At 58.3% G+C, this 26,089-nt stretch carries 27 protein-coding genes; 17 read left to right on the top strand and 10 right to left on the bottom strand.

The window, feature by feature from the left end:
* Window positions 1-2 precede the first annotated feature (2 nt).
* On the bottom strand, window positions 3-767 hold the full coding sequence (locus AAEZ09_RS16025; RefSeq protein WP_045060748.1) for a sulfite exporter TauE/SafE family protein: 765 nt from the start codon (window positions 765-767) through the stop codon (window positions 3-5).
* Between the two features lie 5 nt (window positions 768-772).
* Entirely contained in the window at window positions 773-1,858 is a 1,086-nt protein-coding gene (locus tag AAEZ09_RS16030) for a TauD/TfdA family dioxygenase (RefSeq protein ID WP_350600012.1), read from the bottom strand.
* 109 nt (window positions 1,859-1,967) lie between these two features.
* Between AAEZ09_RS16030 and AAEZ09_RS16035 the strand changes: the two genes are divergently transcribed.
* Window positions 1,968-2,891 carry a LysR family transcriptional regulator gene (locus AAEZ09_RS16035; RefSeq protein WP_350600013.1) on the top strand — a complete coding sequence of 308 codons (924 nt, stop codon included), beginning with the start codon at window positions 1,968-1,970 and terminating at the stop codon, window positions 2,889-2,891.
* Window positions 2,892-3,093: 202 nt separating this feature from the next.
* Window positions 3,094-3,603: a hypothetical protein gene (locus tag AAEZ09_RS16040; protein WP_350600014.1), complete on the top strand. Its 510-nt coding sequence runs from the start codon at window positions 3,094-3,096 to the stop codon at window positions 3,601-3,603.
* A 195-nt stretch (window positions 3,604-3,798) separates the two neighbouring features.
* Here the strand turns inward: AAEZ09_RS16040 and AAEZ09_RS16045 are convergent, their stop codons facing one another.
* Window positions 3,799-4,089, bottom strand: coding sequence for an XRE family transcriptional regulator (locus tag AAEZ09_RS16045; protein ID WP_045060752.1), 291 nt, complete (start codon window positions 4,087-4,089; stop codon window positions 3,799-3,801).
* Between the two features lie 14 nt (window positions 4,090-4,103).
* Window positions 4,104-4,445: a type II toxin-antitoxin system RelE/ParE family toxin gene (locus tag AAEZ09_RS16050; protein ID WP_350600020.1), complete on the bottom strand. Its 342-nt coding sequence runs from the start codon at window positions 4,443-4,445 to the stop codon at window positions 4,104-4,106.
* 393 nt (window positions 4,446-4,838) lie between these two features.
* Here AAEZ09_RS16050 and AAEZ09_RS16055 point away from each other — a divergent pair, with 393 nt between their 5' ends.
* Window positions 4,839-5,165, top strand: a complete 327-nt coding sequence (locus AAEZ09_RS16055) for a type II toxin-antitoxin system Phd/YefM family antitoxin (RefSeq protein ID WP_237142268.1) — start codon at window positions 4,839-4,841, stop codon at window positions 5,163-5,165.
* A gap of 131 nt (window positions 5,166-5,296) precedes the next feature.
* Here AAEZ09_RS16055 and AAEZ09_RS16060 read toward each other — a convergent pair whose 3' ends face one another.
* A complete protein-coding gene (locus tag AAEZ09_RS16060; RefSeq protein ID WP_350600015.1) occupies window positions 5,297-5,935 on the bottom strand; it encodes a helix-turn-helix domain-containing protein in 639 nt (212 codons plus the stop codon).
* A gap of 287 nt (window positions 5,936-6,222) precedes the next feature.
* Here AAEZ09_RS16060 and AAEZ09_RS16065 point away from each other — a divergent pair, with 287 nt between their 5' ends.
* From AAEZ09_RS16065 to AAEZ09_RS16075, 3 genes are all read left to right on the top strand, one after another.
* The gene (locus tag AAEZ09_RS16065) at window positions 6,223-6,588 is read left to right on the top strand and encodes an avidin-fold protein (protein WP_350600016.1); all 366 of its coding nucleotides are present in this window, start codon (window positions 6,223-6,225) and stop codon (window positions 6,586-6,588) included.
* A 283-nt stretch (window positions 6,589-6,871) separates the two neighbouring features.
* Window positions 6,872-7,183 (top strand): type II toxin-antitoxin system TacA family antitoxin, encoded by a 312-nt coding sequence (locus tag AAEZ09_RS16070; RefSeq protein WP_045057826.1) that lies wholly within the window; start codon window positions 6,872-6,874, stop codon window positions 7,181-7,183.
* Window positions 7,155-7,715: a GNAT family N-acetyltransferase gene (locus AAEZ09_RS16075; RefSeq protein WP_350600017.1), complete on the top strand. Its 561-nt coding sequence runs from the start codon at window positions 7,155-7,157 to the stop codon at window positions 7,713-7,715. The genes AAEZ09_RS16070 and AAEZ09_RS16075 overlap by 29 nt, the downstream gene beginning before the upstream one ends.
* A gap of 116 nt (window positions 7,716-7,831) precedes the next feature.
* On the opposite strand, the gene AAEZ09_RS16080 is transcribed toward AAEZ09_RS16075, so the two are convergent.
* The 5 genes from AAEZ09_RS16080 to AAEZ09_RS16100 all read right to left on the bottom strand — a co-directional run bounded on the left by AAEZ09_RS16080 (window position 7,832) and on the right by AAEZ09_RS16100 (window position 12,060).
* The gene (locus tag AAEZ09_RS16080; protein ID WP_045057828.1) at window positions 7,832-8,527 is read right to left on the bottom strand and encodes an HNH endonuclease; all 696 of its coding nucleotides are present in this window, start codon (window positions 8,525-8,527) and stop codon (window positions 7,832-7,834) included.
* A 138-nt stretch (window positions 8,528-8,665) separates the two neighbouring features.
* A complete protein-coding gene (locus tag AAEZ09_RS16085; RefSeq protein ID WP_045057833.1) occupies window positions 8,666-9,181 on the bottom strand; it encodes a BRO-N domain-containing protein in 516 nt (171 codons plus the stop codon).
* A 386-nt stretch (window positions 9,182-9,567) separates the two neighbouring features.
* Window positions 9,568-10,818 (bottom strand): ribonucleotide-diphosphate reductase subunit beta, encoded by a 1,251-nt coding sequence (locus tag AAEZ09_RS16090; protein ID WP_045057829.1) that lies wholly within the window; start codon window positions 10,816-10,818, stop codon window positions 9,568-9,570.
* Window positions 10,819-11,336: 518 nt separating this feature from the next.
* Window positions 11,337-11,612: a hypothetical protein gene (locus AAEZ09_RS16095; protein ID WP_045057830.1), complete on the bottom strand. Its 276-nt coding sequence runs from the start codon at window positions 11,610-11,612 to the stop codon at window positions 11,337-11,339.
* A gap of 184 nt (window positions 11,613-11,796) precedes the next feature.
* On the bottom strand, window positions 11,797-12,060 hold the full coding sequence (locus AAEZ09_RS16100) for a DUF2790 domain-containing protein (protein ID WP_045057831.1): 264 nt from the start codon (window positions 12,058-12,060) through the stop codon (window positions 11,797-11,799).
* A 474-nt stretch (window positions 12,061-12,534) separates the two neighbouring features.
* Here AAEZ09_RS16100 and acs point away from each other — a divergent pair, with 474 nt between their 5' ends.
* The 11 genes from acs (at window position 12,535) to astD (ending at window position 25,985) form a co-directional block, all read left to right on the top strand.
* Window positions 12,535-14,490, top strand: a complete 1,956-nt coding sequence (gene acs / locus AAEZ09_RS16105) for an acetate--CoA ligase (RefSeq protein ID WP_205892650.1) — start codon at window positions 12,535-12,537, stop codon at window positions 14,488-14,490.
* A 701-nt stretch (window positions 14,491-15,191) separates the two neighbouring features.
* Entirely contained in the window at window positions 15,192-15,965 is a 774-nt protein-coding gene (gene aotJ, locus AAEZ09_RS16110; RefSeq protein WP_045057457.1) for an L-arginine-binding protein AotJ, read from the top strand.
* Window positions 15,966-16,057: 92 nt separating this feature from the next.
* Window positions 16,058-16,747 (top strand): ABC transporter permease, encoded by a 690-nt coding sequence (locus AAEZ09_RS16115; RefSeq protein WP_045057456.1) that lies wholly within the window; start codon window positions 16,058-16,060, stop codon window positions 16,745-16,747.
* Entirely contained in the window at window positions 16,744-17,442 is a 699-nt protein-coding gene (locus AAEZ09_RS16120) for an ABC transporter permease (RefSeq protein WP_045057455.1), read from the top strand. Before AAEZ09_RS16115 ends, AAEZ09_RS16120 begins: the two co-directional genes overlap by 4 nt.
* 1 nt (window position 17,443) lies before the next feature.
* The gene (locus tag AAEZ09_RS16125) at window positions 17,444-18,556 is read left to right on the top strand and encodes a M14 family metallopeptidase (RefSeq protein ID WP_045057454.1); all 1,113 of its coding nucleotides are present in this window, start codon (window positions 17,444-17,446) and stop codon (window positions 18,554-18,556) included.
* Between the two features lie 27 nt (window positions 18,557-18,583).
* A complete protein-coding gene (locus AAEZ09_RS16130) occupies window positions 18,584-19,348 on the top strand; it encodes an ABC transporter ATP-binding protein (protein ID WP_045057453.1) in 765 nt (254 codons plus the stop codon).
* Between the two features lie 287 nt (window positions 19,349-19,635).
* Window positions 19,636-20,616, top strand: coding sequence for a GlxA family transcriptional regulator (locus tag AAEZ09_RS16135; protein ID WP_010457247.1), 981 nt, complete (start codon window positions 19,636-19,638; stop codon window positions 20,614-20,616).
* A gap of 326 nt (window positions 20,617-20,942) precedes the next feature.
* Window positions 20,943-22,163 (top strand): aspartate aminotransferase family protein, encoded by a 1,221-nt coding sequence (locus tag AAEZ09_RS16140; RefSeq protein WP_045057452.1) that lies wholly within the window; start codon window positions 20,943-20,945, stop codon window positions 22,161-22,163.
* A 227-nt stretch (window positions 22,164-22,390) separates the two neighbouring features.
* Window positions 22,391-23,410, top strand: coding sequence for an arginine/ornithine succinyltransferase subunit alpha (gene aruF, locus AAEZ09_RS16145; protein WP_045057451.1), 1,020 nt, complete (start codon window positions 22,391-22,393; stop codon window positions 23,408-23,410).
* A gap of 83 nt (window positions 23,411-23,493) precedes the next feature.
* Window positions 23,494-24,519, top strand: coding sequence for an arginine N-succinyltransferase (gene astA, locus AAEZ09_RS16150; protein ID WP_045057450.1), 1,026 nt, complete (start codon window positions 23,494-23,496; stop codon window positions 24,517-24,519).
* Entirely contained in the window at window positions 24,516-25,985 is a 1,470-nt protein-coding gene (gene astD / locus AAEZ09_RS16155; protein ID WP_240889566.1) for a succinylglutamate-semialdehyde dehydrogenase, read from the top strand. The genes astA and astD overlap by 4 nt, the downstream gene beginning before the upstream one ends.
* Window positions 25,986-26,089 lie beyond the last annotated feature (104 nt).

Raw genomic sequence — 26,089 nt, forward strand, 5'->3', positions numbered from 1 at the left:
CCTCAGATTTTCAGCAACAGGTCGTAGGACAGTTTGCTGATCAGCATCACCAGCAACACCAGAAACAGCGCCCGGACAAAAGGCACGCCTTTACGCACCGCCAGCCAGGTGCCGGTCAACGCGCCCAGGATGTTGAAGGCCGCCATGGGGAGGGCGATCAGGTACAGCACGTTACCTGTCGGGATGAAGAACATCAGCGCCGCCACGTTGGTCGCGATGTTCACCAGCTTGGCCGACGCCGAGGCGTGCAGGAAGTCGAAGGCGAAGCAGCGGATAAACAGGAAGATCAGAAATGAACCGGTGCCGGGGCCGAACAGCCCGTCGTAGAAACCGATGGCACCGCCGATGACGACCGCCAGCCACTTCTGCCGGACACCGATGTGCGCGGGGGCGTGCAGGGCGCCGAAATCCTTTTTGCAGAAGGTGTATATCGCCATCACCACGATCAATACCAGCACCATCGGGCGCATCACCGACTGGGGCACGAACGATACCGTGGCCGCGCCGAAGAAGGCCATGACAAAGGCCGCGCAGGCGGCTGGAATCACCAGACCCCAGTTGATCACCACCTTGCGCACGAAGGACCTGGCCGCGAACGCGGTCCCGAACGCGGCCGCGACCTTGTTGGTCCCCAACAGCGCTGCCGGTGGGGCGGCAGGCAGCACGTTGAACAACGCGGGAATCTGGATCAGACCGCCGCCGCCCACCGCCGCATCAATCAGGCCGGCGGCGAAGGCGAACACACAAAGAACGACAATATCGACCATTAACATCAGGCTCTTGCGATGAAGGGTTGTTGGGGGTTCAGCGCCAGCACACGGGCCGGGTCGTTGACCCCGAAAACGCGCAGCAGCCAGCGGTCGCGCCCGTCGTAGCGCGGGGTAAAACCTTCCCTGGCATGCAGGGTTTGCTGGTTCTTGAAGATCAGCATGTCCCCCGGTTGCAGCAGGACGGGGCGTACGACATCGGGGTGATTGGCGGCGGCTTCGAACAGCTGCAGGGCCAGGTTCGCGATGGCGCCGGTGGCGGTGACACTGGCTTTGTTGTAACGGCAAAACAGCTCGCCGGTTGCGCTTTTGTACAGCAGGGGCACCTGTTCCAGCACATTGCCTGGCTTGCCGAAGGACACCGGTCGGCGAATGTCGAACTGCGGTTGAGACAAGGCTGTTTCAACCCAGGCGGGCAACATGGCCAGCACCTCGCTAATGGCAACGATGCGGGTCGGCACATCCAGCTCGCAGCGCAGACCGGTCAGGCACAGGTACTCCGGACAGGCCGACAACGCTGAGACCGGTTCGCAGGTCAAGGGCAGGTGCGGGTTGTCGACGTGCATGCACAGGTCCATGCGCGACCCGTAAGAGCTCTTTTCGGCTTCACACTGTTGCTTGGGCGACACGTGGCGGAACACCGTGTCGTCGTTTTCACCTTCGTAGGCCACCGGATGGGTTTGCAGGGTCTGCAGCACCGCCAGGATCGCGCCGGCCACTACCGGCAGTTGCTCAATACCCGGCGCCATGTCGTAGGGGGTGGCGGGCAGGTGTGAGTCCAGGGGCAGCCCCCTGACGATCATTGCCTCCTCGGGGGCCTTGGGGAAGTTACGCAAGCGCTCGATTTTTTCACTGCAAAGGACGCTCTCAAGCAACTGCCCCAAGGCTGGCATGTGACGGATACCGGAGAGGCTGTCGGTCACGGCCAGGGAGGCCAGGCCGGCGCGAAGCGCTTGCTGCTCCTGGAACGAGATATGAATCTGCGGTATCGCCTGTCGGGTTGAACTCGCTGAGTGACTGGGCCGCCAGTCACGAATCTGTTCCCCCAAAGAGGTCGTTGATGCCCCGATTATTTTTTCCATCTTTGTCATGTCCGTTTGCTCCTGTTTGCCTACATCCCTGTAAGTGAAAGCGAAGGTTAACGGACCGGCCTTTTTTGTGTTGCAATGCCACGTTGCGATAACTGCAATGAGGTGATCAATGGCTCTGGATCAGCTGTGGGCGCTCGAAGCCTTCGTGACCGTAGCGCGCAAGCGCAGCTTCATCGCGGCGGCACGCGTGCTGGGGCGCTCCCCCAGTGCGTTGACCCGCGCCGTTCAAGGCCTGGAGGAAGGTGCCGGGGCCAAGTTGTTTAATCGCTCCTCCAGCGCCGTAAGCCTGACCGAGGCGGGTGAACGCTTGCTGCCCCATGCCTGCAAAATGCTGGATGTGCAACGTGAGGCGGATGAAGACCTGGCCGGTCTTAGCGGCATGGCGAGCGGCTGGGTGCGTTTTTCCGCCCCGGAGTTCCTCGGCCAAGGCGTTTTGCCGCAATTGATCGCGCAGTACGCCGAGCGTTACCCGGACGTGAACGTCGACGTGATCTTTACCGATGAGACCCTCGACCCGGCCAGGAGCAAGCTGGACTTCTCGATTCGCGGCGCGTTTGCGCAATCCAGTGACCTGATCGGCTATCCACTCTGGCGTTACTCGCGTCATCTGTACGCCAGCCCCGGCTACCTGCAGCGGCGCGGGACGCCTGAGACCATTGACGGGCTGGAGGCCCACGCGCTGATCCTGCACACGGCGCCGCGCATCCTCAAGGAATGGAATTTTCGCAGTGAGCAGCAGGCCATCAGCGTTCGGGTTCATCCACGGTTTCGTTTCAGTTCGGGCGTTGCGGTGTTCCAGGCCGCCCTGGCGGGCATCGGCATCGCCCGCCTGGCGGACTGGCTGGCGGAGCCCGAAGTGCAAGCGGGGCGCCTGCGCCGGGTCTGCCCCGAGTACCGGCTCACCTCCAGCAACGGTGACAACCCGCAGATGCACGCGGTATACCCGGCCGGGAACTTGCCACTGCGGGTGAAGGCGCTACTGGAGGTGATTCGAGCCTTTGGTGACAGTCTTGAGCGCAAGCATTTACCTTAAGCCGCGAACCTTTTGATTGAGCACAATCAGGCCCTGAGGGCCGGGAAACCTACCGGGTGTCATCCTGCTAACCGTGCTGGACGATGTTCGTTGGTTGGAACGCACTACCCGGCAGATTCCTCCAACAGATTGCGATTGTCGTTCGCAGAGGAAACAATGCAACGGCCAATTCGGCAACGCGTCTCAAGGAGGATTCATCGCAATGAAGCACGGCTGGCTTTACTTCAACACCATATCCCTGGTGTCATCCATCTTAACAATCACTGCTTACTTCGTGCCTGACGGTGCATCAGGAGTGCTCGCATTCCTTTCCCGTGATGTTTCGATGGGGATGCTTTTCTTGGTAGTGGCGGTGGTCTCGATCATTTTGAGCCTGGTGTTCCGTCTGAACAGGAAAGACGAAAAGGCTCTCAACCAACGATTAGTTGATGAAAATGAAAGGTTGAAGCTTCAGCTGGAGCGGCAGGCTGCGGATTGTCAAAATGCCAAGGAGTTGCTCGTAAAATATCAAGGACAGGAGGATCTGGCGGAACGTCTTGACGATTACACAAGGCTCGAAAATCAGATTTTGAGTCACCTCAAAGGGGGATTGTCAAAAAGTGGCGAACAGCTCGCGGAGTTGACCGGTCGTGATCTGAATGACGTCATGCTCGCTTTACACGCTTTGGGTGAGCGCGTGGTCGGCGGAATAGGTTCTTATCGGCTTCGCTGATTGGATTGATAGATCAATGCAAATGGCTGAAGAGCAGCCACAAGCCTGTGCCGAACCTTCTCACATGCCACCCCGTACGCCCTCGCAGATTTATGTCTCTGCCCTGCGCAGAGAGGTGAAGCAGGAGGTTCGGGTGTTGGAAAGACAGATTCAGCAAGGCTGACTTTTCGGCCGACTCATTGTCGACCGCCGCATTCAACTGTTTTCCGGAACCAATCTGACTTCAACCCGGTGACCCAGCGCACGTGCGGCGCTCGCCAAAGTCGCGAGCGTCATCCCAGCATCATTCTGATCCAGCGCACGATCCACAGCGGTACGACTGGTGTGCATTCGCAGGGCCAGCGTCTTTTTGCTGACTTTCTGAGAGGCCATCGCTTGGGCAATCTGCCAGGCGATTACGCGCTTGAGGGCAGCGGCGGAGACCTCTTCGAGCATCCCTTGTTCTGCGAGGAAATCGTCAAAATTGGAGCCGATAGGATCGGTCATGGTGTTGTTGCTCCTCATAATCTTGCTTTACGAAGTCTCGCGGTATTCATATCGGCGGCCGGCATTTTCTGACTTTTTTTGATGAACCCATGAAGCAGAACCATTTCGCTGCCTACGACGGTGAATATGACACGAGCTATAGTGTCTGACAGCTCCGAACGTACCTCCCAAAGCCCGGCATCAAGCTTACGAACAACCGGCATTCCTATAGGCCAACCTATTTGAACCGTTTTGATATCCGTGCCGACGATTCGTCTGGAGTCCCTATCAAGGTCAGCTAGCCATTCTCGCACAGGCTCGTTACCGGCCTCTGTGCGAAAAAAGCGCACGGATAATACGAGGGGGATTCCATTCATATGTTGAGTGTACCAAAAAAGGTGCATGGCGCAAGCCGTTGGGCAATCACATGAGAGCTTGATAGTTCATCAAACGGCCGCTTGTTTCACGACCTGATCAGATACAAGAAATGTCCGTATTCGGAAGTCTGGGCAGACGCGTTCATAAACGCTTGCGCCGTCCTGTTCGGGGTCTGGTAGGGCATTCAGACCGCAGATGATTGCTGCATGGGCAGGAGGCGAGGGTATTCATGGCGGGCTCGGTTCCATTGTAGGAGCGAGCTAGCTCGCGAAAAGCTTAAGAACGCCACTGGGTAACTGGTTTGCGCGTGATAGTTCACGACGCTTGCTTGATCAGTTCACTGAGTAGCCTACTCAGGGCAACGTCGTAGTCAGAACCTTGAGACGCCATTTTTGACAGACGGTCTGCTCGACGCCTTGCCTTTGGAGAAGCATCGACTTGGGCTGCCATTACCTAATGCTATTGAGGTGCATATGAGTGAACTTGTGCAAGTAAACATGCACGAAGCGAAATCCCAACTATCTCAACTCGCCGAACGTGCATGGCATGGCGACAAGATTGTGGTTACCAAGGCAGGCAAGCCTTATGTGGATCTGCTGCCTCATATCGATACACCTCGGGCGCGTAAGCCTGGGCGGTTGAAGGGGAAAATTCGAATGTCTGCCGATTTCGATAAGACCCCTGAGGACATCATTGATGGATTTGAGGGCAGCCTATGAGGCGCTTGTTGCTGGATACCCACGTGTTTCTTTGGTGGCTGTCCGACGATCCGGCACTGGGCACTGATATTGCCAACCCTGTGGCAGCCCCCTGTGCGGGAGGGCTTGCGCGAAAGCGGCAGTGAATAAACCTACCCCTTAACCGGCGCTTTATCTGTCTGTCTGCGGCCCTTGGCAGCAACCATTTTGTATTCGCCGGCGTCGGCCTCTTTCCCTGGTCGTACGATCCGGCCGTCATTGCGAATGCGGTTGTAATTTGGGGTTTTTTTGACCGTGGGGCGAGCGGTTTCGGCAGGCAACGCCTTTCCCGGGGCTGTCGACACGAAAGCACCCGGTTCCATCGCAAACCGCTCTGCCAACGCGTACGCCATCTTGTGACTGATGGGCCGATCCCCACTGAGCACCTTGGATACTGCCGTTTTATCACCAATTTCAGGCAGGTCCGAACCGGTGAGCCCGAGTGTCTCCATCAGATCCTTGATCAGCTGCACAGGGGTACACGACGCCTCAAAAGTGGCATTCGATTCGCGAAACTGGTCGGAGTCGCGCTGGTAGGCCAAAATTTCGTCTTCGAGTTCAATGAGGATTTTCTCCTCGACCTTGCTCAATTCGCGCCCGTCGGTGAGCTCATCGAGCAGGTCGGTCGCACGCTCATACTCAGCGGGGGTCTTGATGCCGTGCACAAATTCACCGCGCAGGCGCTCCAGCGTTGCGTGCAGCTCGCCAAGTGTTGCGATCACGGTTTGAAAGTCGTTCCGGGCTGCGCTCATCGTTTTACCTCTTTGTTTCTTGCATACCAGACGTTGGCAACGTCGTAATCGGCATGCGTGTAGATGTGTTTGACGTACAACTTTTGCCGGGTGACTTCTGACACGGATTCACGCGCAGCCAATGAGGTTCATAACATTCCCGCCCGAACCCCTGTGGGAGCGGGCTCGCGAAACGGCCTCCGGTTTTTAGCAGACCTTTTGTAAATGACGGCTTCAGCCGTCCCCACAGAATCGTTTACGATCATCCCGAACGGAATGAACACACTGACCTAAAGGACTCGATCTCCATGCTAAAGCCCCTTCCTCAAATCAATCAACGCCTGAACAACCGCCGCTTCACCGTAGCCGGCAACACCCACGGACTCTCCGGCACTGGCACGGTGTTTCATTACCAGGTTGAGGGCGATGCCATTTCAAGCACCTACCAAGGCGGCCGAATTCGCATGGGCCACCAGGTTGGCCGCGTGACCGGCGTCGACTCCATCGAGTTGCTTTATCACTGCATCACCACCGAGGGCGAAATCCTGGCTGGCTGGTCCCGTGGAACGGTGGGCGTTGATGAGGCGGGGCGGACTACGCTGGCGTTTGTTTGGGGGTGGTTGTCGGGGGCGAGTGGCGGTGGGGAGTCGAGTTATGTTGAGATTTTGGAGTAGCGGGGTGACCGAGCAATCACTACCGGCTCCAAAGAGTCCAAGCAGTTGCGAGCGGTGCTGCTCGGTATGATTATAGCGTACGGATGATGTACGGATGCTCCTTGACATGGTGAGCATTGTACGGCTATGGTCCGTACCGTAAGGCTAGATATGTCCCGCCTACTGAACCTAAAACTGAACCACTAAGGGACTTACCATGAAGCTTAAAACGGTAAAGGTGCGCAAGCGCCTCTAGGATAACCACCTAAAAGGGAAAACCACTGACTACACAAAAGGCATTCTCATGACTGAATTACTAGAACTACTTAAAGCGCCAAAAACTGCAAGGCTTGAAATCAAGACCACGGATATCGCGAAAGAAACTATCCGAAAAGCAGCACTGCTATCTGGCTTAGACATGACGTCTTTCATAATGTCTTCCGCTTTTGAACGTGCTGAAGCTGTACTTGAAAACCACAGAAGGATTGAGGTTTCGGAAAAAACCTTCGCTCGACTACAAGAAGTACTCAATGAGGACAAAAGCGCCAAGCCTACCAAGGCTTTGATAAATCTGATGAGAGGGACTCATGGGAACTTCAGAGACCGTAACGTGTGAAATCGACTGCAATTTGTTAGCAACTTTTGAGCAGTACAACTTCCCTAAAGACTTCGACTGCGGGCTACCGCTAATCAATGAATATTTCAATGGTCGGCTGCGTCGGGCCTTGAAAAGCGAAAACGTTAAAGGCATCGGCGCAATTGTAGGCCACGATCTCTTGGGATTTTGCACTCTAACCGTCAGTGAAATCACGCGGGAAAAGGCGAAGCCTGGGCTTTCCAAGGCGACGAATCTAACGAAACAGATTCCCGTCGTACGGCTCGTCATGCTTGGCGTAGATAAGAAGCTTCAGAAGTGTGGGGTAGGCCTCGCCCTGATGCGAAACGCTTTGATGGAAACAGCACGACTGCATATGCAGATACCCATAAAAGGTTTGTATCTGGATGCAGCCCCTGGTGCTGTAAAATTTTACAGCCGGCTTGGCTTTAAAGTTTTGGGTGACCCTGATGAACATCAGAGTACACCAATGCTGCTGGGTATCTGCGTAATCATGGAGGCATATAATGATTGCCTGGAGAACGCTGACTAGCTCTAGCAGAGTCTGCCTATGTCGTTATCAATGAAACTTTGTATGCAGAGTCGCATTGATAACGAATGACCTGCTAAACCTAGTTAACCCATCTGTCAATACCTGTCAGTTCGCGATCATTCCCGCACCAGTCGTTTCAGCCTCGTGTAAAGCGCCAAGGTAAAAGCTTCCCTGTCGTTCGAATGATGACAGCGTCGATGGCAATTCGGGCAAAGTGCGACGGCATTGCTCGTCCGATCCGAACCTTTCTGCGCCAAATGCTTAACGTGATGGACTTCTAGAAACGGCGTTCCGTCTTTCTCAAACGGAGCAGGCTTTCCGCAGCCCTCACAGATACCTTTAGCTTCCTGCCGAACCCAAGCCCTGACCTCCGGGTCACGAATGTAAGCGGCTCTGCTGGACACAGTTTGCTTGGGTTTCAAGATACCTTTTGGTGCCTTCTCGAACGTCTTCTGCTCAAGGGCTATGGCACGACGCTCAAGAGTGTCTTCGTCGGCAGACGGTTCAAAGACGTCAGTGACAAGTGCTTCGCGAATGCCCTGTTCGACATTGGCGCCTACATTCGTCGCAGGTTTGTATCCCACTATCCAATCGCGTCCCATTCGTTGCAAGACGGTGGAGATGTTGCGCATCCGGAACTCGACGGAACCTTCGGTGCGATCTGCCAATGCACCCTGACGAAGCAAGCGATTCTCTAGAGCTTTATTGAATTTTTGCCCTTTCTGCTCAAGTGTAAGCATCGTCAGATAGGCACCGACTGATGCCTTTATCTCGGCCTCGCTCCAATCTTCGTTCTTCTTTCCAATGTCCATACAATCGCCGAGGGTTGAAAACCCTCGGACGATACTGAGTGGCCATCACGGCTGTCTACGAAAATTCCTACAGAGAATACCTACGCGTCGCTCAATCTGTCCTACAACGACGCCACCGCAATAACCCACCGATTGTTTCTAAGACTGAAACACCTCTACAACCCTCCGCCACAACGGCTTAACCACCGGTATCCGCCGCCGCGTGCGATTGAGCAGCAGATAAGGCATGTCGCGCAATCGAATCCAGCTTTCGTCCTGCCAATGCAGGAGACTGAGCGACATTCCAGGCCCTTTCATCAAGCTCATTGTTGGCCGGTCCAGGTTTTTCGCCCCCCCTGCATCACGCAGCGCCGGCACCACCTGATGAGTTAACCATTCACGCAACAACCGATTCTCGGGCGCGTAGTGATAAACCAACAACGCATACGCGCCGGACTCACTGATCATCAGCCGTTCCTCCGGCTGGCCGTAGTATTCGATCAGCAACCTTTGCCTCTGATCCTCATCCAGTTTGCTCACGATCCGATCACTCAAATGGAAGCCCATTAAACGACCCAAATCGCGAGCGCAGAACCACGGCTGGTTTTCCAGGAGGAGGGTGTGGAGTGAGAGGCTGCGGCGAGAGAAGACAGTTACAGAATAGGGATCAGTCATTATCTGAGCCCCCATTGCAAGATGGGAAGAAGGTGTATTCCGGCATATCCATGACCTCTACGTGAATTCAGGCGGGCCAGACCCAACGTAGAGTGGAAGGAAATCCCAACGAGCGAAGCCATTGCACATCTGCACCACAATCACCAAAGTGAATTGCGTGTCTGACGTATTGGCTGCGCTTCTATGTTGGGCGTTTCTTAGGCACCTGGGCAAAGCATATGGATGTTTTCAATAGGTATCAATGCGGGAGAGGCTGAGAGATTTGTAGGAGGTTTCCGTTGCGGCGTAAGATTCTGCACAAATAAAAAAGCCCCGATCAAGTCAGGGCTTTTTTCGTTCGATTTAACGATTAAATAACCATCGTTCAATCGGGACTAGCCAAGAAATCAATCCCAGCTCAACGCCCCACCAGTCTGATACTCAATAACTCGCGTCTCAAAGAAATTCTTCTCTTTCTTCAAGTCCATGATCTCGCTCATCCAAGGGAACGGGTTAGTCGTCCCTGGGTACTCTTCCTTCAAACCGATCTGCGACAGACGACGGTTAGCGATGAACTTGAGGTAGTCCTCCATCATCGCCGCGTTCATGCCCAACACGCCGCGAGGCATGGTGTCACGGGCGTATTCGATTTCCAGCTGAGTGCCCTGCAGAATCATCTGCGAAGCTTCTTCCTTCATCTCGGCATCCCACAAGTGCGGGTTTTCGATTTTGATCTGGTTGATCACGTCGATGCCGAAGTTCAGGTGCATGGATTCGTCGCGCAGGATGTACTGGAACTGCTCGGCGACGCCGGTCATCTTGTTGCGACGGCCCATGGAGAGGATCTGGGTGAAGCCGCAATAGAAGAAGATGCCTTCCAGAACGCAGTAGTAGGCGATCAGGTTGCGCAGCAGCTCTTTGTCGGTTTCGACGGTGCCGGTTTCGAACTTTGGATCGGAGATCGAACGGGTGTATTTGAGGCCCCAGGTGGCTTTTTTCGCGACCGATGGGATCTCGTGGTACATGTTGAAGATCTCGCCTTCATCCATGGCCAGCGATTCGATGCAGTACTGGTAGGCGTGGGTGTGGATCGCCTCTTCGAACGCCTGGCGCAGGATGTACTGGCGGCATTCCGGGTTGGTGATCAGGCGGTACACGGCCAGCACCAGGTTGTTGGCAACCAGGGAGTCGGCGGTGGAGAAGAAGCCCAGGTTGCGCATCACGATGCGGCGCTCGTCGTCGGTCAGGCCTTCCGGGTCTTTCCAGAGGGCGATGTCGGCGGTCATGTTGACTTCTTGCGGCATCCAGTGGTTTGCGCAACCGTCCAGGTACTTCTGCCAGGCCCAGTCGTACTTGAAAGGTACGAGCTGGTTGAGGTCGGCGCGGCAGTTGATCATGCGCTTTTCGTCAACGGCGACGCGGGCAGAGGCGCCTTCGAGTTCGGCCAGGCCTTCGGCGACGTCGAGGTTGTCCAGGGCAGCCTTGGCGCGAGCGATGGCGGCGGAGTCGGACGCGGTTACAGCGCGAGCTTCTTGAGCCGCAACACCACCGGCGGTGTCGAGGCGGTCCATGTTGGCTTCAGTCGCGTGGCCGGCGTTGGCGCCTTTAACCACGGTCTCGCCGCTGTCTTCTTTGTCGAATTCGTCCCAGCTCAGCATGACGTGTCGTCTCCTGCGTGAGGGCCAGATGCCCGTGTGAAAACTGAAAGGTTGGTTTTTCACACGACCGTTCTGGCCGCGTTGGATAGCGTTTTTTGCAGCGGTACACGCAGGCAAATAAACATAATTTTTTACGGGGTTCCGAGAGCCTCTGACGGGCGCCGGAATCGATGACGACTTCGGCGTGGGCTTCAGACTGGCTGTCATCCCTGTAAGGGGATATTGCAGGCCCGTTTAAGCCGGCATTATAGGGAAATTTTTGCGGCCGTGGTGGGGCGAATCCGCACATGCGGCGGTGAAGAAGAGGGGATTTTCGGTCGGAGCGAGGGTTTACAGGGCTTTGGCTGGATATCGCGGGTGAAGATTTTTTTTGATTAATTTTTCCGGGCCGTTTGATTTGTACAAAAAACAGCCAAAAAAGCGCTTTTTTACTACATGTTGTGTTTTGAGCGGGTTTTCGATGGCCCCAGACACAACTAAGCCCGGCCGAAGTCGGGCTGTAAAGTCACGCGATGTGATCAGCTGAAGCGCGCTGCGCCGACGTGATCGGAACCGTCTGCGGCGACTTTGGCGGCGCCGGTGCGATCAAAACCGTCGGAAGCCAGTTTGCCAGCACCGACGTGATCGGCACCATCAGCGGCGAAGGACGCGGAACCGGTGTGGTCGTAGCCGTCGGAGGCGACTGCGGCTTCGGTGGTGAAAGCTGCCGAGCCGGTGCGATCGTAACCATCGGCGGCGAAGGTGTTGGCGGCCAGGACGGAGAGGGTCAGGGCGAGGATCAGTTGGGTTTTCATGGTGGTTGCTCCAGGTTCGTTGGCGTTTTGTGCCTTGGGTGTGGAATCAATACTACGCCAGATAATTTGATTAAAAAGTGCAAATAAGCGCTTAAAATAATCTAATAAATCGATGTATTAGGCTCGGCGCTGCATCTGTCTGATTGAGACGGGTCGAGCCGTTTATAAAGAGTCGGGCGGGTGTTTAGCCGTTGGAGCAGCCGTTACCCATGATGCTGTAGCGCAGGATGTGTCGTTGGCCGTGGGAATCGTCGTATTCCATTTTCATCGGCACCACTTCACAGACGTTGGGGATTTCGCTCATGGACACGACTTTGGCGATGTCCAGATGGGTGGAGTAAGTGTATTCCTCAACTACCGGTTGTTGCTGTGCGACATCAGTCGGGACCTCGTCTGCCATGGCGGTTGCGCACAGGCTGGAGAGGGCCAGAACTAATAAAGCTTTCATCTCAGTTTTACCTTTTAGAGGTCGAGTGGGGTCACGCAACCTTTAGGGGGTTGCGTGTGGAACTTGATTGCCGGGGTTTTGATTAACTGCCTTCGTGGGGGCTGCAACTTGGTTAATCAGGGGTTGCCTTGTTGGCGAGAGGGATTTTAGGCGTGAGGGGTGGATTCATATAGGTGGGGTTTTGATAAACACTTTTGACAGATTTCGTAACAATCACGCAATGGTCTGGTGTATGCGATCCCTGTAGGAGCTGCCGGAGGCTGCGATCTTTTGATCCTGGCGACCTTTTAAGATCAAAAGATCGCAGCCTTCGGCAGCTCCTACAGGGGGCGTAGATACCCGGCGGAGCGGGGGAAAGGGATTGTCAGGGCAATTTGTAGGGGCTTGTTACTACCATCGTCGAATGGTTCTATAGGGCCGCCCCGGGCTACAACAGGGCCATACAAAAACAACTATTCCACCGAGGTAAGAAAGATGAGTGCGGCTTCCCTGTATCCCGTTCGTCCCGAGGTAGCGGCCAACACGCTGACCGACGAGGCAACCTACAAAGCCATGTACCAGCAGTCGGTCGTCAACCCGGACGGCTTCTGGCGCGAGCAAGCCAAGCGCCTCGACTGGATCAAGCCTTTCACCACGGTGAAGCAGACTTCCTTCGACGATCACCACGTCGACATCAAGTGGTTCGCCGATGGCACCCTGAACGTTTCCTACAACTGCCTGGACCGCCACCTGGCCGAGCGCGGCGATCAGATCGCGATCATCTGGGAAGGCGATGACCCTGCCGAAAGCCGCAACATCACCTACCGTGAATTGCACGAAGAAGTCTGCAAGTTCGCCAACGCCTTGCGCGGCCAGGATGTGCATCGCGGCGACGTGGTGACTATCTATATGCCGATGATTCCCGAAGCCGTGGTCGCCATGCTGGCGTGCACCCGGATCGGCGCAATTCACTCGGTGGTGTTCGGTGGTTTTTCGCCGGAAGCCCTGGCGGGTCGGATCATCGACTGCAAATCCAAGGTGGTGATCACCGCTGACGAAGGCATTCGTGCCGGCAAGAAGATCCCGCTCAAGTCCAACGTCGATGACGCCCTGACCAACCCGGAGACCAGCAGCATTCAGAAGGTCATCGTGTGCAAGCGCACCGGTGGCAACATCAAGTGGAACCAGCATCGCGACATCTGGTACGAAGACCTGATGAAAGTGGCGGGCAGCGTCTGCGCGCCGAAAGAGATGGGCGCTGAAGAAGCGCTGTTCATCCTCTACACCTCCGGTTCCACCGGCAAGCCTAAAGGCGTGCAGCACACCACTGGCGGTTACCTGCTGTATGCGGCCATGACCCACGAGCGCGTGTTCGACTACCGCCCGGGTGAAATCTACTGGTGCACCGCTGACGTCGGCTGGGTCACCGGCCACACTTATATCGTCTATGGCCCGCTGGCCAATGGCGCGACTACCGTGCTGTTCGAAGGCGTGCCGAACTACCCGGACATCACCCGGGTGGCGAAGATCGTCGACAAGCACAAGGTCAACATTCTCTACACCGCGCCAACGGCGATCCGCGCAATGATGGCGGCGGGTAACGCGGCAGTTGAAGGCGCTGACGGCAGCAGCCTGCGCCTGCTGGGTTCGGTGGGTGAGCCGATCAACCCGGAAGCCTGGGATTGGTACTACAAGAAGGTCGGCCAGTCGCGCTGCCCGATCGTCGACACCTGGTGGCAGACCGAAACCGGCGGCAACATGATGAGCCCGCTGCCGGGTGCGCATGGCTTGAAGCCTGGTTCGGCAGCTCGTCCGTTCTTCGGCGTGGTGCCGGCACTGGTGGACAACCTGGGTAATATTCTGGAAGGCGCCGTTGAGGGCAACCTGGTGATTCTGGATTCGTGGCCAGGCCAGGCGCGCACGCTGTATGGCGACCATGACCGTTTTGTCGACACCTACTTCAAGACCTTCCGTGGCATGTACTTCACCGGTGACGGTGCCCGTCGTGACGAGGATGGTTACTACTGGATTACCGGTCGCGTGGATGACGTGCTGAACGTGTCCGGCCACCGCATGGGTACCGCCGAGATCGAGAGCGCGATGGTTGCTCACCCGAAAGTCGCCGAGGCGGCCGTGGTGGGTGTGCCGCACGACATCAAGGGCCAGGGCATTTATGTGTATGTGACCCTGATCGGTGGCGAAGAGCCGAGCGAGCAGCTGCGCCTGGAGTTGAAGAACTGGGTGCGTAAAGAGATCGGGCCGATTGCTTCACCGGATGTGATCCAGTGGGCGCCGGGGCTGCCGAAGACGCGTTCGGGCAAGATCATGCGCCGTATCCTGCGCAAGATTGCGACCGCTGAGTACGATGGGTTGGGGGATATCTCCACCCTGGCGGATCCGGGTGTGGTGCAGCATTTGATTGATACGCACAAGACGATGAATGTGGCTTAACCGCCTTCTCTGAGTCAGTAAAACCCCCATCCGGTGTTGTGCCGGATGGGTTTTTTTTGTCCGGGATTTTTGTGGGGGGGCTGTTCGGGCCTCATCGCTAGCAGGCTAGCTCCCACAAGGATCTCCAGTGGATTCAAAATCTGAGTCCAGCGCATGTCCCCCTGTGGGAGCTAGCCTGCTAGCGATGGCGATCAGTCAGACGCTAAACGAACATCAGCCAATAATTATCGGCATCCCCTGTCATCCTTTTCCCACTGTTACCGGCTATCGCTCAAGTAACTAAATGTGTAACCGCCCGCCCCGATCCGGGGCATAGGGAAACGCAAAGCCCCATCCTTGGGCGTCTGCAGCCTGTCTAAAAAATAAGTCCCCACGCTACGCTTGCCGGATTAGAAGGCTTTGCCAATAATAGGCCCGCAATTTGCAGCATAGATCGGTTAACTTTCTTTTGCTCTTGCATGAAATTGCAGGGCTGTCAACGTGCCAAAACGGCATTCTCGGTGCTTCTGTAATTTGTTGTCGCATTGAAGAAATATCGGCTTCGGGCCTGTCGTTAGAATGCCGATCACTCGCTCGTCGTTGCGTGCGTTGAAAACAACGCGTGTTACGTAGGACGCAGCAATCGCTTTCCGGTTTTACTCACTCGCATGTTGGGCTGTCGCTCACTCTGCCTTTTAGCCCTATACCGATGGAGTACCAAGATGAAGAAACTCGTGCTGCTTGGCGCCCTGGCACTGTCCGTGCTGTCGCTGCCTACCTTCGCTGACGAAAAGCCGGTGAAGATCGGTATCGAAGCGGCTTATCCTCCGTTCGCCTCCAAGTCGCCGGATGGCAGCATCGTGGGTTTTGACTACGACATCGGCAACGCCCTGTGCGAAGAGATGAAGGTCAAGTGCGTGTGGGTCGAGCAAGAGTTCGACGGCCTGATCCCGGCACTCAAGGTGCGCAAGATCGACGCGATCCTGTCGTCCATGTCGATCACCGAAGACCGCAAGAAGTCCGTGGACTTCACCAACAAGTACTACAACACCCCTGCGCGCCTGGTCATGAAGGCCGGCACTCAGGTCAGCGACGGCCTGACCGAGCTCAAGGGCAAGAACATCGGCGTGCAACGTGGTTCGATCCACGAGCGTTTCGCCCGTGAAGTGCTGGCCCCGCTGGGTGCCGAGATCAAGCCGTACGGTTCGCAGAACGAAATCTACCTCGACGTGGCCGCTGGCCGTCTCGACGGTACCGTGGCTGACGCCACCCTGCTGGACGACGGTTTCCTGAAAACCGACGCCGGCAAAGGTTTTGCGTTCGTGGGCCCGGCTTTCACTGACGTTAAATACTTCGGTGACGGCGTCGGTATCGCAGTGCGCAAGGGTGACGCGTTGAAAGACAAGATCAACGCCGCGATCACGGCCATCCGCGACAATGGCAAGTACAAGCAAATCCAGGACAAATACTTCGCCTTCGATATCTACGGCAAGTAACAACGTCCCGGCGACAAGTCCGAAATGGCGCAAGCAACAGGATCTCTGAGGTTTGCGCCATTTTTTCATCCCAACTTTCGAGGACCTGAATCATGTTGAAAGGCTACGGGGCTGTCATCCTCGATGGCGCATGGCTGACGCTTCAGCTCGCCTTGTCTTCCATGGCCCTGGCCATCGTTCTGGGGCTGATCGGCGTTGCATTGCGTCTGTCGCCGGTGCGCTGGCTTGCGTGGCTGGGCGATCTGTATTCCACGGTGATCCGCGGTATTCCCGACCTGGTACTGATCCTGCTGATTTTCTACGGCGGCCAGGACCTGCTCAACCGCGTGGCACCGATGCTCGGTTATGACGACTACATCGACCTGAACCCGTTGGCGGCCGGTATCGGCACCCTGGGCTTCATCTTCGGTGCGTACCTGTCGGAAACCTTCCGTGGCGCCTTCATGGCGATCCCCAAGGGTCAGGCAGAGGCGGGCATGGCGTACGGCATGAGCAGTTTTCAGGTGTTCTTCCGGGTGTTGGTCCCGCAGATGATTCGCCTGGCGATTCCGGGGTTCACCAACAACTGGCTGGTACTGACCAAGGCCACCGCGCTGATTTCGGTGGTGGGTCTGCAAGACATGATGTTCAAGGCCAAGCAGGCGGCAGATGCCACCCGCGAGCCTTTCACCTTCTTCCTCGCAGTGGCGGCAATGTACCTGGTGATCACCAGCGTCTCGTTGCTGATACTGCGTCAACTTGAGAAGCGCTACTCGGTAGGCGTAAGGGCGGCTGATCTATGATCTTCGACTACAACGTCATCTGGGAGGCCTTGCCGCTGTACCTCGGCGGCCTGCTGACCACCCTGAAACTGCTTGGCCTGTCGCTGTTTTTCGGCCTGCTGTGTGCGCTGCCCCTGGGCCTGATGCGCGTCTCGAAGAACGCGGTGGTGAACATGAGCGCCTGGCTCTACACCTACGTGATCCGCGGCACGCCGATGCTGGTGCAGCTGTTCCTGATCTACTACGGCCTGGCGCAGTTCGAGGCCGTACGCGAAAGCTTCCTGTGGCCGTGGCTGTCCAGTGCCACCTTCTGTGCATGCCTGGCGTTTGCGATCAACACCAGCGCCTACACCGCAGAAATCATCGCCGGCAGCCTGCGCGCCACGCCGAATGGCGAGATCGAAGCGGCCAAGGCCATGGGCATGTCGCGCTACAAGATGTACAAGCGCATCCTGCTGCCGTCGGCCCTGCGCCGGGCGTTGCCGCAGTACAGCAACGAAGTGATCATGATGCTGCAGACCACCAGCCTGGCCTCCATCGTGACCCTGATCGACATCACCGGTGCCGCGCGTACCGTGAACGCCCAGTATTACCTGCCGTTCGAGGCGTACATCACCGCCGGCGTTTTCTACCTGTGCCTGACGTTCATCCTGGTGCGCCTGTTCAAAATGGCCGAGCGCCGCTGGCTGGGCTATCTGGCCCCGCGGAAGCATTGATATGGAACGCATCGACCACCCATTGCCGTGGAGTCACCTGGGCTGCGAACGCCAGATTTCGGTGTTCCGCTTCGGTAGAGGTGAGCGCAAGGCCTACATCCAGGCCAGCCTGCACGCCGACGAACTGCCGGGTATGCGCACGGCTTGGGAACTGAAAAAGCGTCTGACTGAACTCGAAGCCCAAGGCTTGCTCAACGGCGTGATTGAACTGGTGCCGGTGGCTAACCCACTGGGGCTTGGGCAGTTGCTTCAGGGCAGTCATCAAGGGCGCTTCGAGGCCGGCAGCGGCAAGAATTTCAACCGCGATTTCGTCGAGTTGAGTGCGCCGGTGGCCGCTGCTGTGCAAGGCCGCCTGGGCGATGATGCCCACGCCAACACTCAGCTGATTCGCCAGGCCATGAGCGATGCGCTCGACGCATTGCCGCCGGCTTCGAGCCAGTTGCAAGGCATGCAGCGCGTGCTGCTCAGCCATGCCTGCACCGCCGATGTGGTGCTGGACCTGCATTGCGATGCGGAAGCGGCGTTGCACATGTACGCACTGCCGCAACACTGGCCTCAGTGGCGTTCGCTCGCCGCGCACCTGGATGTGAAGGTGGGTTTGCTGGCGGAGGATTCCGGCGGCAGTTCCTTCGACGAGGCCTGCTCGCTCCCGTGGTTGCGCCTGTCGCGGCTGTTTCCCGAGGCGCCGATTCCATTGGCGTGCCTGGCGACGACCATCGAGCTTGGTGGTCAGGCTGATACCGGTCGCGGGGAAGCGCAAGCGTATGCCGAAGGCATCCTCGCGTTCCTGGCCGAGCAGGGCCTGATCAGCGGTGAGTGGCCCAAGGCTGGCCGGGATGCCTGCGAAGGCATGCCGTTCGAAGGCACTGAATTGCTGTTCGCGCCGCACCCGGGGGTGATCAGCTTTTTGCGCAAGCCCGGCGAGTGGGTCGAGGCCGGTGACGAGATTTTCGAAGTGATCGATCCGCTGGCGGATCGGGTCAGCACGGTGTGTGCTGGTACGTCCGGGGTGCTGTTTGCCATTGAACGGCTGCGTTATGCCCAACCCGGTTTCTGGCTGGCCAAGGTGGCGGGGCGCGAAGCGCTGCGTCACGGGCGCTTGCTCAACGACTGACTGACTGTTTTTGTGAGAACCGACCGCATGTACAAACTTGAAGTCCAAGACCTGCATAAACGCTATGGCAGTCACGAAGTGCTCAAGGGTGTGTCCCTGAAAGCGGCGGCTGGCGATGTGATCAGCATCATCGGCTCCAGTGGCTCCGGCAAAAGTACTTTCCTGCGTTGCATCAACCTGCTCGAGCAGCCGCACGCGGGCCGTATCCTGCTCAACAACGAAGAGCTCAAGTTGGTGGCGAACAAGGACGGCGCCATGAAAGCCGCCGATCCGAAGCAGCTGCAGCGCATGCGTTCGCGCCTGTCGATGGTGTTCCAGCATTTCAACCTGTGGTCGCACATGACTGCGCTGGAAAACATCATGGAAGCGCCCGTGCACGTGCTGGGCATGTCCAAGGCTGAAGCCCGCGAGAAGGCCGAGCACTACCTGAACAAGGTGGGCGTGGCCCATCGCAAGGACGCCTACCCGGGCCACATGTCCGGCGGCGAACAACAGCGCGTTGCGATTGCCCGTGCGCTGGCGATGGAGCCGGAAGTGATGCTGTTCGACGAACCGACTTCGGCCCTCGACCCGGAACTGGTGGGCGACGTGCTCAAAGTCATGCAGGCCCTGGCGCTGGAAGGCCGGACCATGGTGGTGGTGACCCACGAAATGGGCTTCGCCCGCGAGGTGTCGAACCAGTTGGTGTTCCTGCACAAGGGCATCGTTGAAGAAAGCGGCAATCCGCGCGAAGTACTGGTCAACCCACAGTCCGAGCGCCTGCAACAATTCCTCTCGGGTAGCCTGAAGTAATCAGGACTGCCGTTGTGCACCTGGATGGTGCATGCTTCGCAGCCTGAAGCTGGCCGCGATCCCCCTGTAGGAGCTGCCGAAGGCTGCGATCTTTTGATCTTGATTGTTCAAATCAAAAGATCGCCGCCTCGTTTCACTCGACAGCTCCTACAGATCATCGGTGTAGGGGCGGGCGCGAGCCGGCCGGCCCCCCATAGTTGATCGGTGTCGGTTTCAAGATTTGCGTTCATTTTCGGGCTAGCATTGGCCCATGCCTTCATCACTGTTTTCGTTTCGGACTGCCCTCCATGACTGCCCATCGAATTGGTTTCCTGATTTGGCCCAGCACTAAAGCACTGACGCTTGCGCTGGCTGAGGAGGCCTTGCGTGTTGCCCAGCGTGTGCATCCGGACGTTGTCTACGAGCTGTCGTTCCTGCAGGCCGAACCGCCGACCGAAGGCGCCTGGCAATTGCCGGGCGAGCCTTGGGCCGGCAAGCTGGAAAACTTCCAGAAACTGTTTCTGCTCGCTGACGAGCCGCCGACCACCCTCGCGCCGGCCCTCAGCAGTTCGTTGAAACAATTGGTGCGCGCCGGTTGTGTCATTGGTGGCCTGTCTGCCGGTGTGTACCCGTTGGCGCAGTTGGGTTTGCTCGACGGTTATCGGGCCGCCGTGCACTGGCGCTGGCAGGACGATTTCGCCGAGCGCTTCCCGAAAGTCATCGCCACCAGTCATCTGTTCGACTGGGATCGCGATCGCCTCACCGCGTGCGGCGGCCTCTCGGTACTCGACCTGCTGCTGGCGGTATTGGCCCGTGATCACGGTGCGGAACTGGCCGGTGCGGTTTCCGAGGAGCTGGTGGTTGAGCGCATTCGCGAAGGCGGTGAGCGCCAGCGCATTCCGCTGCAGAACCGCCTGGGCTCCAGCCATCCGAAGCTGACCCAGGCCGTGTTGCTGATGGAGGCCAACATCGAAGAGCCGCTGACCACCGACGAAATCGCCCAGCATGTGTGCGTGTCCCGTCGGCAGCTGGAGCGCATCTTCAAGCAGTACCTCAATCGCGTGCCCAGCCAGTACTACCTGGAACTGCGCCTGAACAAGGCCCGGCAGATGCTGATGCAGACCAGCAAGTCGATCATTCAGATCGGCCTGTCCTGCGGTTTCTCCTCGGGGCCGCATTTCTCCAGCGCCTACCGCAACTTCTTCGGTGCCACGCCACGGGAAGATCGTAACCAGCGGCGCAGCAGCAGCCCGTTCGAATTGTCGTCGGTGCCTTCCGAGCGCGGCTAGCTCCAGCGCCCGTTGATCGGTCACTATCCCCTGTAGGAGCTGCCGCAGGCTGCGATCTTTTGATCTTGAAAAATCACAATCAAAAGATCGCAGCCTGCGGCAGCTCCTAAAGAGCATCGGTTTGCGCAGTACTGCCTATAAGCACGCTCGACAGTTTAAACTGCGCCTTTGCGAAGCTATATGTCGCATTGCCGTAAACCCGGTTGAAACCGGGGTTTGCGCTATAAGAAGTTGTCGCTTGGCGGCAAGGCCAGGGCGAAAACTCTCCCTACAATCCCCCCATCGCTCGCCAGTTCCAGGCGGGTGTTCCTCTTCAGGAGACTCCGATGTCCGTTGAGCACGCTGCGGTAGAACGCGCCGATTTTGACCAGGTAATGGTTCCCAACTATGCGCCTGCCGCATTCATTCCGGTGCGTGGCGCCGGTTCCCGCGTGTGGGACCAGTCCGGCCGCGAGTTGATCGACTTTGCTGGCGGGATTGCCGTTAACGTATTGGGCCACGCTCATCCAGCGCTGGTCGGTGCCCTGACAGAGCAGGCGAACAAGCTGTGGCACGTGTCCAACGTGTTCACCAACGAGCCGGCCCTGCGCCTGGCGCATAAACTGATCGACGCCACCTTTGCCGAGCGCGTGTTCTTCTGCAACTCCGGTGCCGAGGCCAACGAGGCCGCGTTCAAGCTGGCGCGTCGCGTCGCGTTTGATCGTTTTGGTAGCGAGAAGTACGAAATTATCGCGGCGCTGAACAGCTTCCACGGCCGCACCCTGTTCACTGTCAACGTCGGTGGCCAGTCCAAGTATTCCGATGGCTTTGGTCCGAAGATCACCGGTATCACCCACGTGCCTTACAACGACCTGGCCGCTTTGAAAGCGGCGGTGTCTGACAAGACTTGTGCAGTGGTGCTGGAGCCGATCCAGGGCGAGGGCGGCGTGCTGCCGGCCGAACTGGCTTACCTGCAAGGCGCCCGCGAGCTGTGCAACGAGCACGACGCGCTGCTGGTGTTCGACGAAGTGCAAACCGGCATGGGCCGCAGCGGCAAGCTGTTCGCCTACCAGCATTACGGCGTGACGCCGGACATCCTGACCAGCGCCAAGAGCCTGGGCGGCGGTTTCCCGATCGCGGCGATGCTGACGACCGAAGCGCTGGCCAAGCACCTGGTGGTCGGCACCCACGGCACCACCTACGGCGGCAACCCGCTGGCCTGTGCGGTCGCCGAAGCGGTGATCGACGTGATCAACACCCCTGAAGTGCTGGCTGGCGTGAATGCCAAGCACGACAAGTTCAAGGCGCGCCTTGAGCAGATCGGCGAGAAGTACGGCCTGTTCACCCAGGTGCGTGGCTTGGGGCTGCTGATTGGCTGCGTGCTGAATGACGCCTGGAAAGGCAAGGCCAAGGACATCTTCAACGCTGCCGAGAAAGAAGGCCTGATGATTCTGCAGGCGGGCCCGGACGTGATTCGTTTCGCCCCGAGCCTGGTGGTTGAAGATGCCGATATCGATGCCGGCCTGGATCGTTTCGAACGCGCTGCGGCGAAGTTGACGCAAGCCTGATAGACCTTTCGGCGCCTGAGCGTTCAGGCGTCGATCCCAATTTTTATGCCGGACCGAATCAAACTGTGGGAGCCAGCCTGCTGGCGATGAGGGCCTGACAGCCAACATCATTGTTGCCTGACAGGACGCTATCGCCAGCAGGCTGGCTCCCACAGTTGACTCTGAGTTGTTTCAGGGATGGCCCGGGATTTTTTCTTTTGTAAGTTCTGAGATTAAGGAGTGACACCATGCTGGTGATGCGCCCCGCGCAAATGGCTGATCTGGGCGAGGTACAGCGTCTGGCTGCGGACAGCCCGATTGGTGTCACTTCCTTGCCGGATGACGTTGAACGCCTGAGCGACAAGATTGCTGCGAGCGAAGCGTCGTTTGCCGCCGAAGTGAGCTTCAACGGCGAGGAAACCTATTTCTTCGTCCTCGAAGACACCGCCACCGGCAAGCTGGTGGGCTGTTCGGCCATCGTGGCCTCGGCCGGTTATTCGGAACCCTTCTACAGCTTTCGCAATGAAACCTTCGTGCACGCTTCCCGCGAGCTGAAGATTCATAACAAGATTCACGTGTTGTCCCAGTGCCACGACCTGACCGGCAACAGCTTGCTCACCAGCTTCTACGTGCAGCGTGAGTTGGTGGGTTCGCCCTGGGCCGAGCTTAACTCCCGTGGTCGCCTGTTGTTCGTGGCCAGCCATCCGGAGCGTTTTGCCGATTCCGTGGTAACCGAGATCGTCGGCTATAGCGACGAGAACGGCGACTCGCCATTCTGGGATGCCATCGGGCGTAACTTCTTCGACCTCAACTATGCCGAAGCCGAGCGCCTGTGCGGGCTGAAAAGCCGCACCTTCCTCGCTGAACTGATGCCGCATTACCCGATCTACGTGCCGTTGCTGCCGGACACCGCCCAGGAGGCGATGGGCCAGGTGCACCCGCGGGCGCAGATTACGTTCGACATCCTGATGCGCGAAGGCTTCGAGACCGATCATTACATCGATATTTTCGACGGCGGCCCAACCCTGCATGCGCGCGTCTCGGGGATCCGCTCCATCGCCCAGAGCCGTGTGGTCCCGGTGAAAATCGGCGAGCCGGCCAAAGGTGTCGGGCGCCAGTACCTGGTGGCCAATGCCCAGTTGCAGGATTACCGCGCCGTATTGCTTGAGCTCGATTATGCGCCGGGCAAACCCGTGACCCTGGACCTGGAAACAGCCGAGGCCCTGGGTGTCGGTGAAGGTGCCAGCGTGCGCCTGGTAGCGGTTTAACCCCGCTGCCGCGCCTGGAAAGAATTGCCTAGATAGCAGCGAAGTTTCGCGGGTGGCGCAAGCGGCCCGACTGAGGAGATAGCATGATCGTTCGTCCCGTACGCAGCAGCGATTTACCCGCTCTGATCGAGCTGGCCCGCAGCACTGGCACCGGCCTGACCACCTTGCCGGCCAACGAAGAGCGGCTGGCCCACCGGGTCGGCTGGGCCGAGAAGACCTTTCGCGGAGAAGCCGGGCGGGGCGATGCGGACTACCTGTTCGTGCTCGAAGATGACAGCGGTCGCGTGGTGGGCATTTCCGCCATCGCCGGCGCGGTCGGCCTGCGTGAGCCCTGGTACAACTTCCGGGTTGGCCTGACGGTCAGCGCTTCGCAAGAGCTGAACATCTATCGCGAGATTCCGACGCTGTTCCTGGCCAACGACCTGACCGGCAACTCCGAGCTGTGCTCGCTGTTCCTGCATGCCGATTACCGCAACGGCCTCAACGGACGCATGCTGGCCAAGGCGCGGATGCTGTTCATCGCCGAATTCCCGCAGCTGTTTGGCAACAAGATCATTGCCGAGATGCGCGGCATGTCCGACGAAGCCGGGCGCTCGCCGTTCTGGGAAAGCCTGGGGCGGCATTTCTTCAAGATGGAATTCAGCCAGGCGGACTACCTGACCGGCGTTGGCAACAAGGCCTTCATCGCCGAACTGATGCCCAAATTTCCGTTGTACACCTGCTTCCTGTCGCCGGACGCGCGCAACATCATCGGCCAGGTTCATCCGGACACCGAGCCGGCACTGGCCATGCTCAAGAGCGAAGGTTTCAGCTACCAGGGCTACGTCGACATCTTCGACGCAGGCCCGGCAGTGGAGTGCGAAACCACGAAGATCCGCGCGGTGCGCGACAGCCAGCCGCTGGTGCTGGCCATCGGCACCCCGGGTGACGACGCCACGCCTTTTCTGATTCACAACCGCAAGCGCGAGGACTGCCGGATCACTGCCGCTCCCGCACGCTTCGCCGCCGGCACCCTGGTGGTCGACCCACTGACCGCCAAACGCCTTCAACTCAACGCCGGCGACCAGGTGCGCGCCGTTCCGTTGTCCGCTGCCCGGGAGTCGAAATAATGAATTCGCTATACATTGCAGGTGAGTGGCTGTCTGGCCAGGGCGAAGCGTTCCAGTCGCTGAACCCGGTGACCCAGCAAGTGCTTTGGTCCGGTGAAGGCGCCAGCGCTGCCCAAGTGGAATCCGCCGTCCAAGCCGCGCGCCAGGCGTTTCCGGGCTGGGCTCGGCGCACCCTGGACGAGCGCATCAGTGTGCTGGAGGCCTTCGCCGCCGCGTTGAAAAATCACGCTGACGAGCTGGCACGGACCATCGGCGAAGAAACCGGCAAACCGCTTTGGGAATCGGCGACCGAAGTGACCAGCATGGTCAACAAGATTGCCATCTCGATTCAGAGCTACCGCGAGCGTACCGGTGAGAAGAGCGGCCCTCTGGGCGACGCAACTGCCGTGCTGCGCCACAAGCCACACGGCGTGGTCGCGGTGTTCGGGCCTTACAACTTCCCCGGTCACCTGCCCAACGGCCACATCGTCCCAGCCTTGCTCGCGGGTAACAGCGTGCTGTTCAAGCCGAGCGAGCTGACGCCGAAAGTCGCCGAACTGACGGTCAAATGCTGGATCGAAGCCGGCTTGCCGGCTGGCGTGTTGAACCTGCTGCAGGGCGCTCGCGAAACCGGGATTGCCCTGGCGGCGAACCCTGGCATCGACGGCCTGTTCTTCACCGGTTCGAGCCGCACCGGTAATCACCTGCACCAGCAATTTGCCGGTCGGCCTGACAAGATCCTGGCGCTGGAGATGGGCGGTAACAATCCACTGGTGGTTGACCAGGTGGCTGACCTGGATGCGGCGGTCTACACCATCATCCAGTCGGCATTCATTTCTGCCGGTCAGCGTTGCACCTGCGCGCGCCGCCTGCTGGTGCCCCAGGGCGCCTGGGGCGACTCGTTGCTGGCACGCTTGGTGGCGGTGACTTCGACCATCGAAGTGGGCGCTTTTGATCAGCAACCGGCGCCGTTCATGGGCTCGGTGATTTCCCTGGCTGCGGCCAAGTCCCTGATGGATGCCCAGGCGCATCTGCTGGCAAATGGCGCCATGGCGCTGCTGGAAATGACCCAGCCACAGGCTCAGGCTGCCTTGCTGACCCCAGGCATTTTGGATGTAACGGCCGTGGCCGAGCGTCCTGACGAAGAACTGTTCGGCCCGTTGCTGCAAGTGATTCGCTACGCTGATTTCGAAGCGGCGATCGCCGAGGCCAACGACACCGAATACGGCCTTGCCGCCGGCTTGCTCTCGGACTCCGAAGCGCGTTACCAGCAGTTCTGGCTGGAAAGCCGGGCCGGTATCGTCAACTGGAACAAGCAGCTGACCGGTGCGGCCAGCAGTGCGCCGTTCGGCGGGGTGGGTGCCTCGGGTAACCATCGTGCCAGCGCCTATTACGCGGCAGATTACTGCGCGTACCCGGTGGCATCGCTGGAAACGCCGAGCCTGACCTTGCCTGCCGCCCTCACGCCTGGCGTGAAAATGGCGTGATGCCAATCGCCAGCAGGCTGGCTCCCACAGGTTCGGTGGTGTTTACACACTGTGTGTACGACGTAATCCCTGTGGGAGCCAGCCTGCTGGCGATGGCCACGCCT

Origin of the sequence: Pseudomonas sp. 65/3-MNA-CIBAN-0223, from assembly GCF_040310425.1 — a bacterium.
Classification (GTDB): domain Bacteria; phylum Pseudomonadota; class Gammaproteobacteria; order Pseudomonadales; family Pseudomonadaceae; genus Aquipseudomonas; species Aquipseudomonas gregormendelii.

Coding starts and splice junctions, on each gene's coding strand:
- AAEZ09_RS16025 (WP_045060748.1), bottom strand. CDS start 767: ATGGTCGATATTGTCGTTCTTTGTGTGTTCGCCTTCGCCGCCGGCCTG.
- AAEZ09_RS16030 (WP_350600012.1), bottom strand. CDS start 1,858: ATGACAAAGATGGAAAAAATAATCGGGGCATCAACGACCTCTTTGGGG.
- AAEZ09_RS16035 (WP_350600013.1), top strand. CDS start 1,968: ATGGCTCTGGATCAGCTGTGGGCGCTCGAAGCCTTCGTGACCGTAGCG.
- AAEZ09_RS16040 (WP_350600014.1), top strand. CDS start 3,094: ATGAAGCACGGCTGGCTTTACTTCAACACCATATCCCTGGTGTCATCC.
- AAEZ09_RS16045 (WP_045060752.1), bottom strand. CDS start 4,089: ATGACCGATCCTATCGGCTCCAATTTTGACGATTTCCTCGCAGAACAA.
- AAEZ09_RS16050 (WP_350600020.1), bottom strand. CDS start 4,445: ATGAATGGAATCCCCCTCGTATTATCCGTGCGCTTTTTTCGCACAGAG.
- AAEZ09_RS16060 (WP_350600015.1), bottom strand. CDS start 5,935: ATGAGCGCAGCCCGGAACGACTTTCAAACCGTGATCGCAACACTTGGC.
- AAEZ09_RS16065 (WP_350600016.1), top strand. CDS start 6,223: ATGCTAAAGCCCCTTCCTCAAATCAATCAACGCCTGAACAACCGCCGC.
- AAEZ09_RS16070 (WP_045057826.1), top strand. CDS start 6,872: ATGACTGAATTACTAGAACTACTTAAAGCGCCAAAAACTGCAAGGCTT.
- AAEZ09_RS16075 (WP_350600017.1), top strand. CDS start 7,155: ATGGGAACTTCAGAGACCGTAACGTGTGAAATCGACTGCAATTTGTTA.
- AAEZ09_RS16080 (WP_045057828.1), bottom strand. CDS start 8,527: ATGGACATTGGAAAGAAGAACGAAGATTGGAGCGAGGCCGAGATAAAG.
- AAEZ09_RS16085 (WP_045057833.1), bottom strand. CDS start 9,181: ATGACTGATCCCTATTCTGTAACTGTCTTCTCTCGCCGCAGCCTCTCA.
- AAEZ09_RS16090 (WP_045057829.1), bottom strand. CDS start 10,818: ATGCTGAGCTGGGACGAATTCGACAAAGAAGACAGCGGCGAGACCGTG.
- AAEZ09_RS16095 (WP_045057830.1), bottom strand. CDS start 11,612: ATGAAAACCCAACTGATCCTCGCCCTGACCCTCTCCGTCCTGGCCGCC.
- AAEZ09_RS16100 (WP_045057831.1), bottom strand. CDS start 12,060: ATGAAAGCTTTATTAGTTCTGGCCCTCTCCAGCCTGTGCGCAACCGCC.
- acs (WP_205892650.1), top strand. CDS start 12,535: ATGAGTGCGGCTTCCCTGTATCCCGTTCGTCCCGAGGTAGCGGCCAAC.
- aotJ (WP_045057457.1), top strand. CDS start 15,192: ATGAAGAAACTCGTGCTGCTTGGCGCCCTGGCACTGTCCGTGCTGTCG.
- AAEZ09_RS16115 (WP_045057456.1), top strand. CDS start 16,058: ATGTTGAAAGGCTACGGGGCTGTCATCCTCGATGGCGCATGGCTGACG.
- AAEZ09_RS16120 (WP_045057455.1), top strand. CDS start 16,744: ATGATCTTCGACTACAACGTCATCTGGGAGGCCTTGCCGCTGTACCTC.
- AAEZ09_RS16125 (WP_045057454.1), top strand. CDS start 17,444: ATGGAACGCATCGACCACCCATTGCCGTGGAGTCACCTGGGCTGCGAA.
- AAEZ09_RS16130 (WP_045057453.1), top strand. CDS start 18,584: ATGTACAAACTTGAAGTCCAAGACCTGCATAAACGCTATGGCAGTCAC.
- AAEZ09_RS16135 (WP_010457247.1), top strand. CDS start 19,636: ATGACTGCCCATCGAATTGGTTTCCTGATTTGGCCCAGCACTAAAGCA.
- AAEZ09_RS16140 (WP_045057452.1), top strand. CDS start 20,943: ATGTCCGTTGAGCACGCTGCGGTAGAACGCGCCGATTTTGACCAGGTA.
- aruF (WP_045057451.1), top strand. CDS start 22,391: ATGCTGGTGATGCGCCCCGCGCAAATGGCTGATCTGGGCGAGGTACAG.
- astA (WP_045057450.1), top strand. CDS start 23,494: ATGATCGTTCGTCCCGTACGCAGCAGCGATTTACCCGCTCTGATCGAG.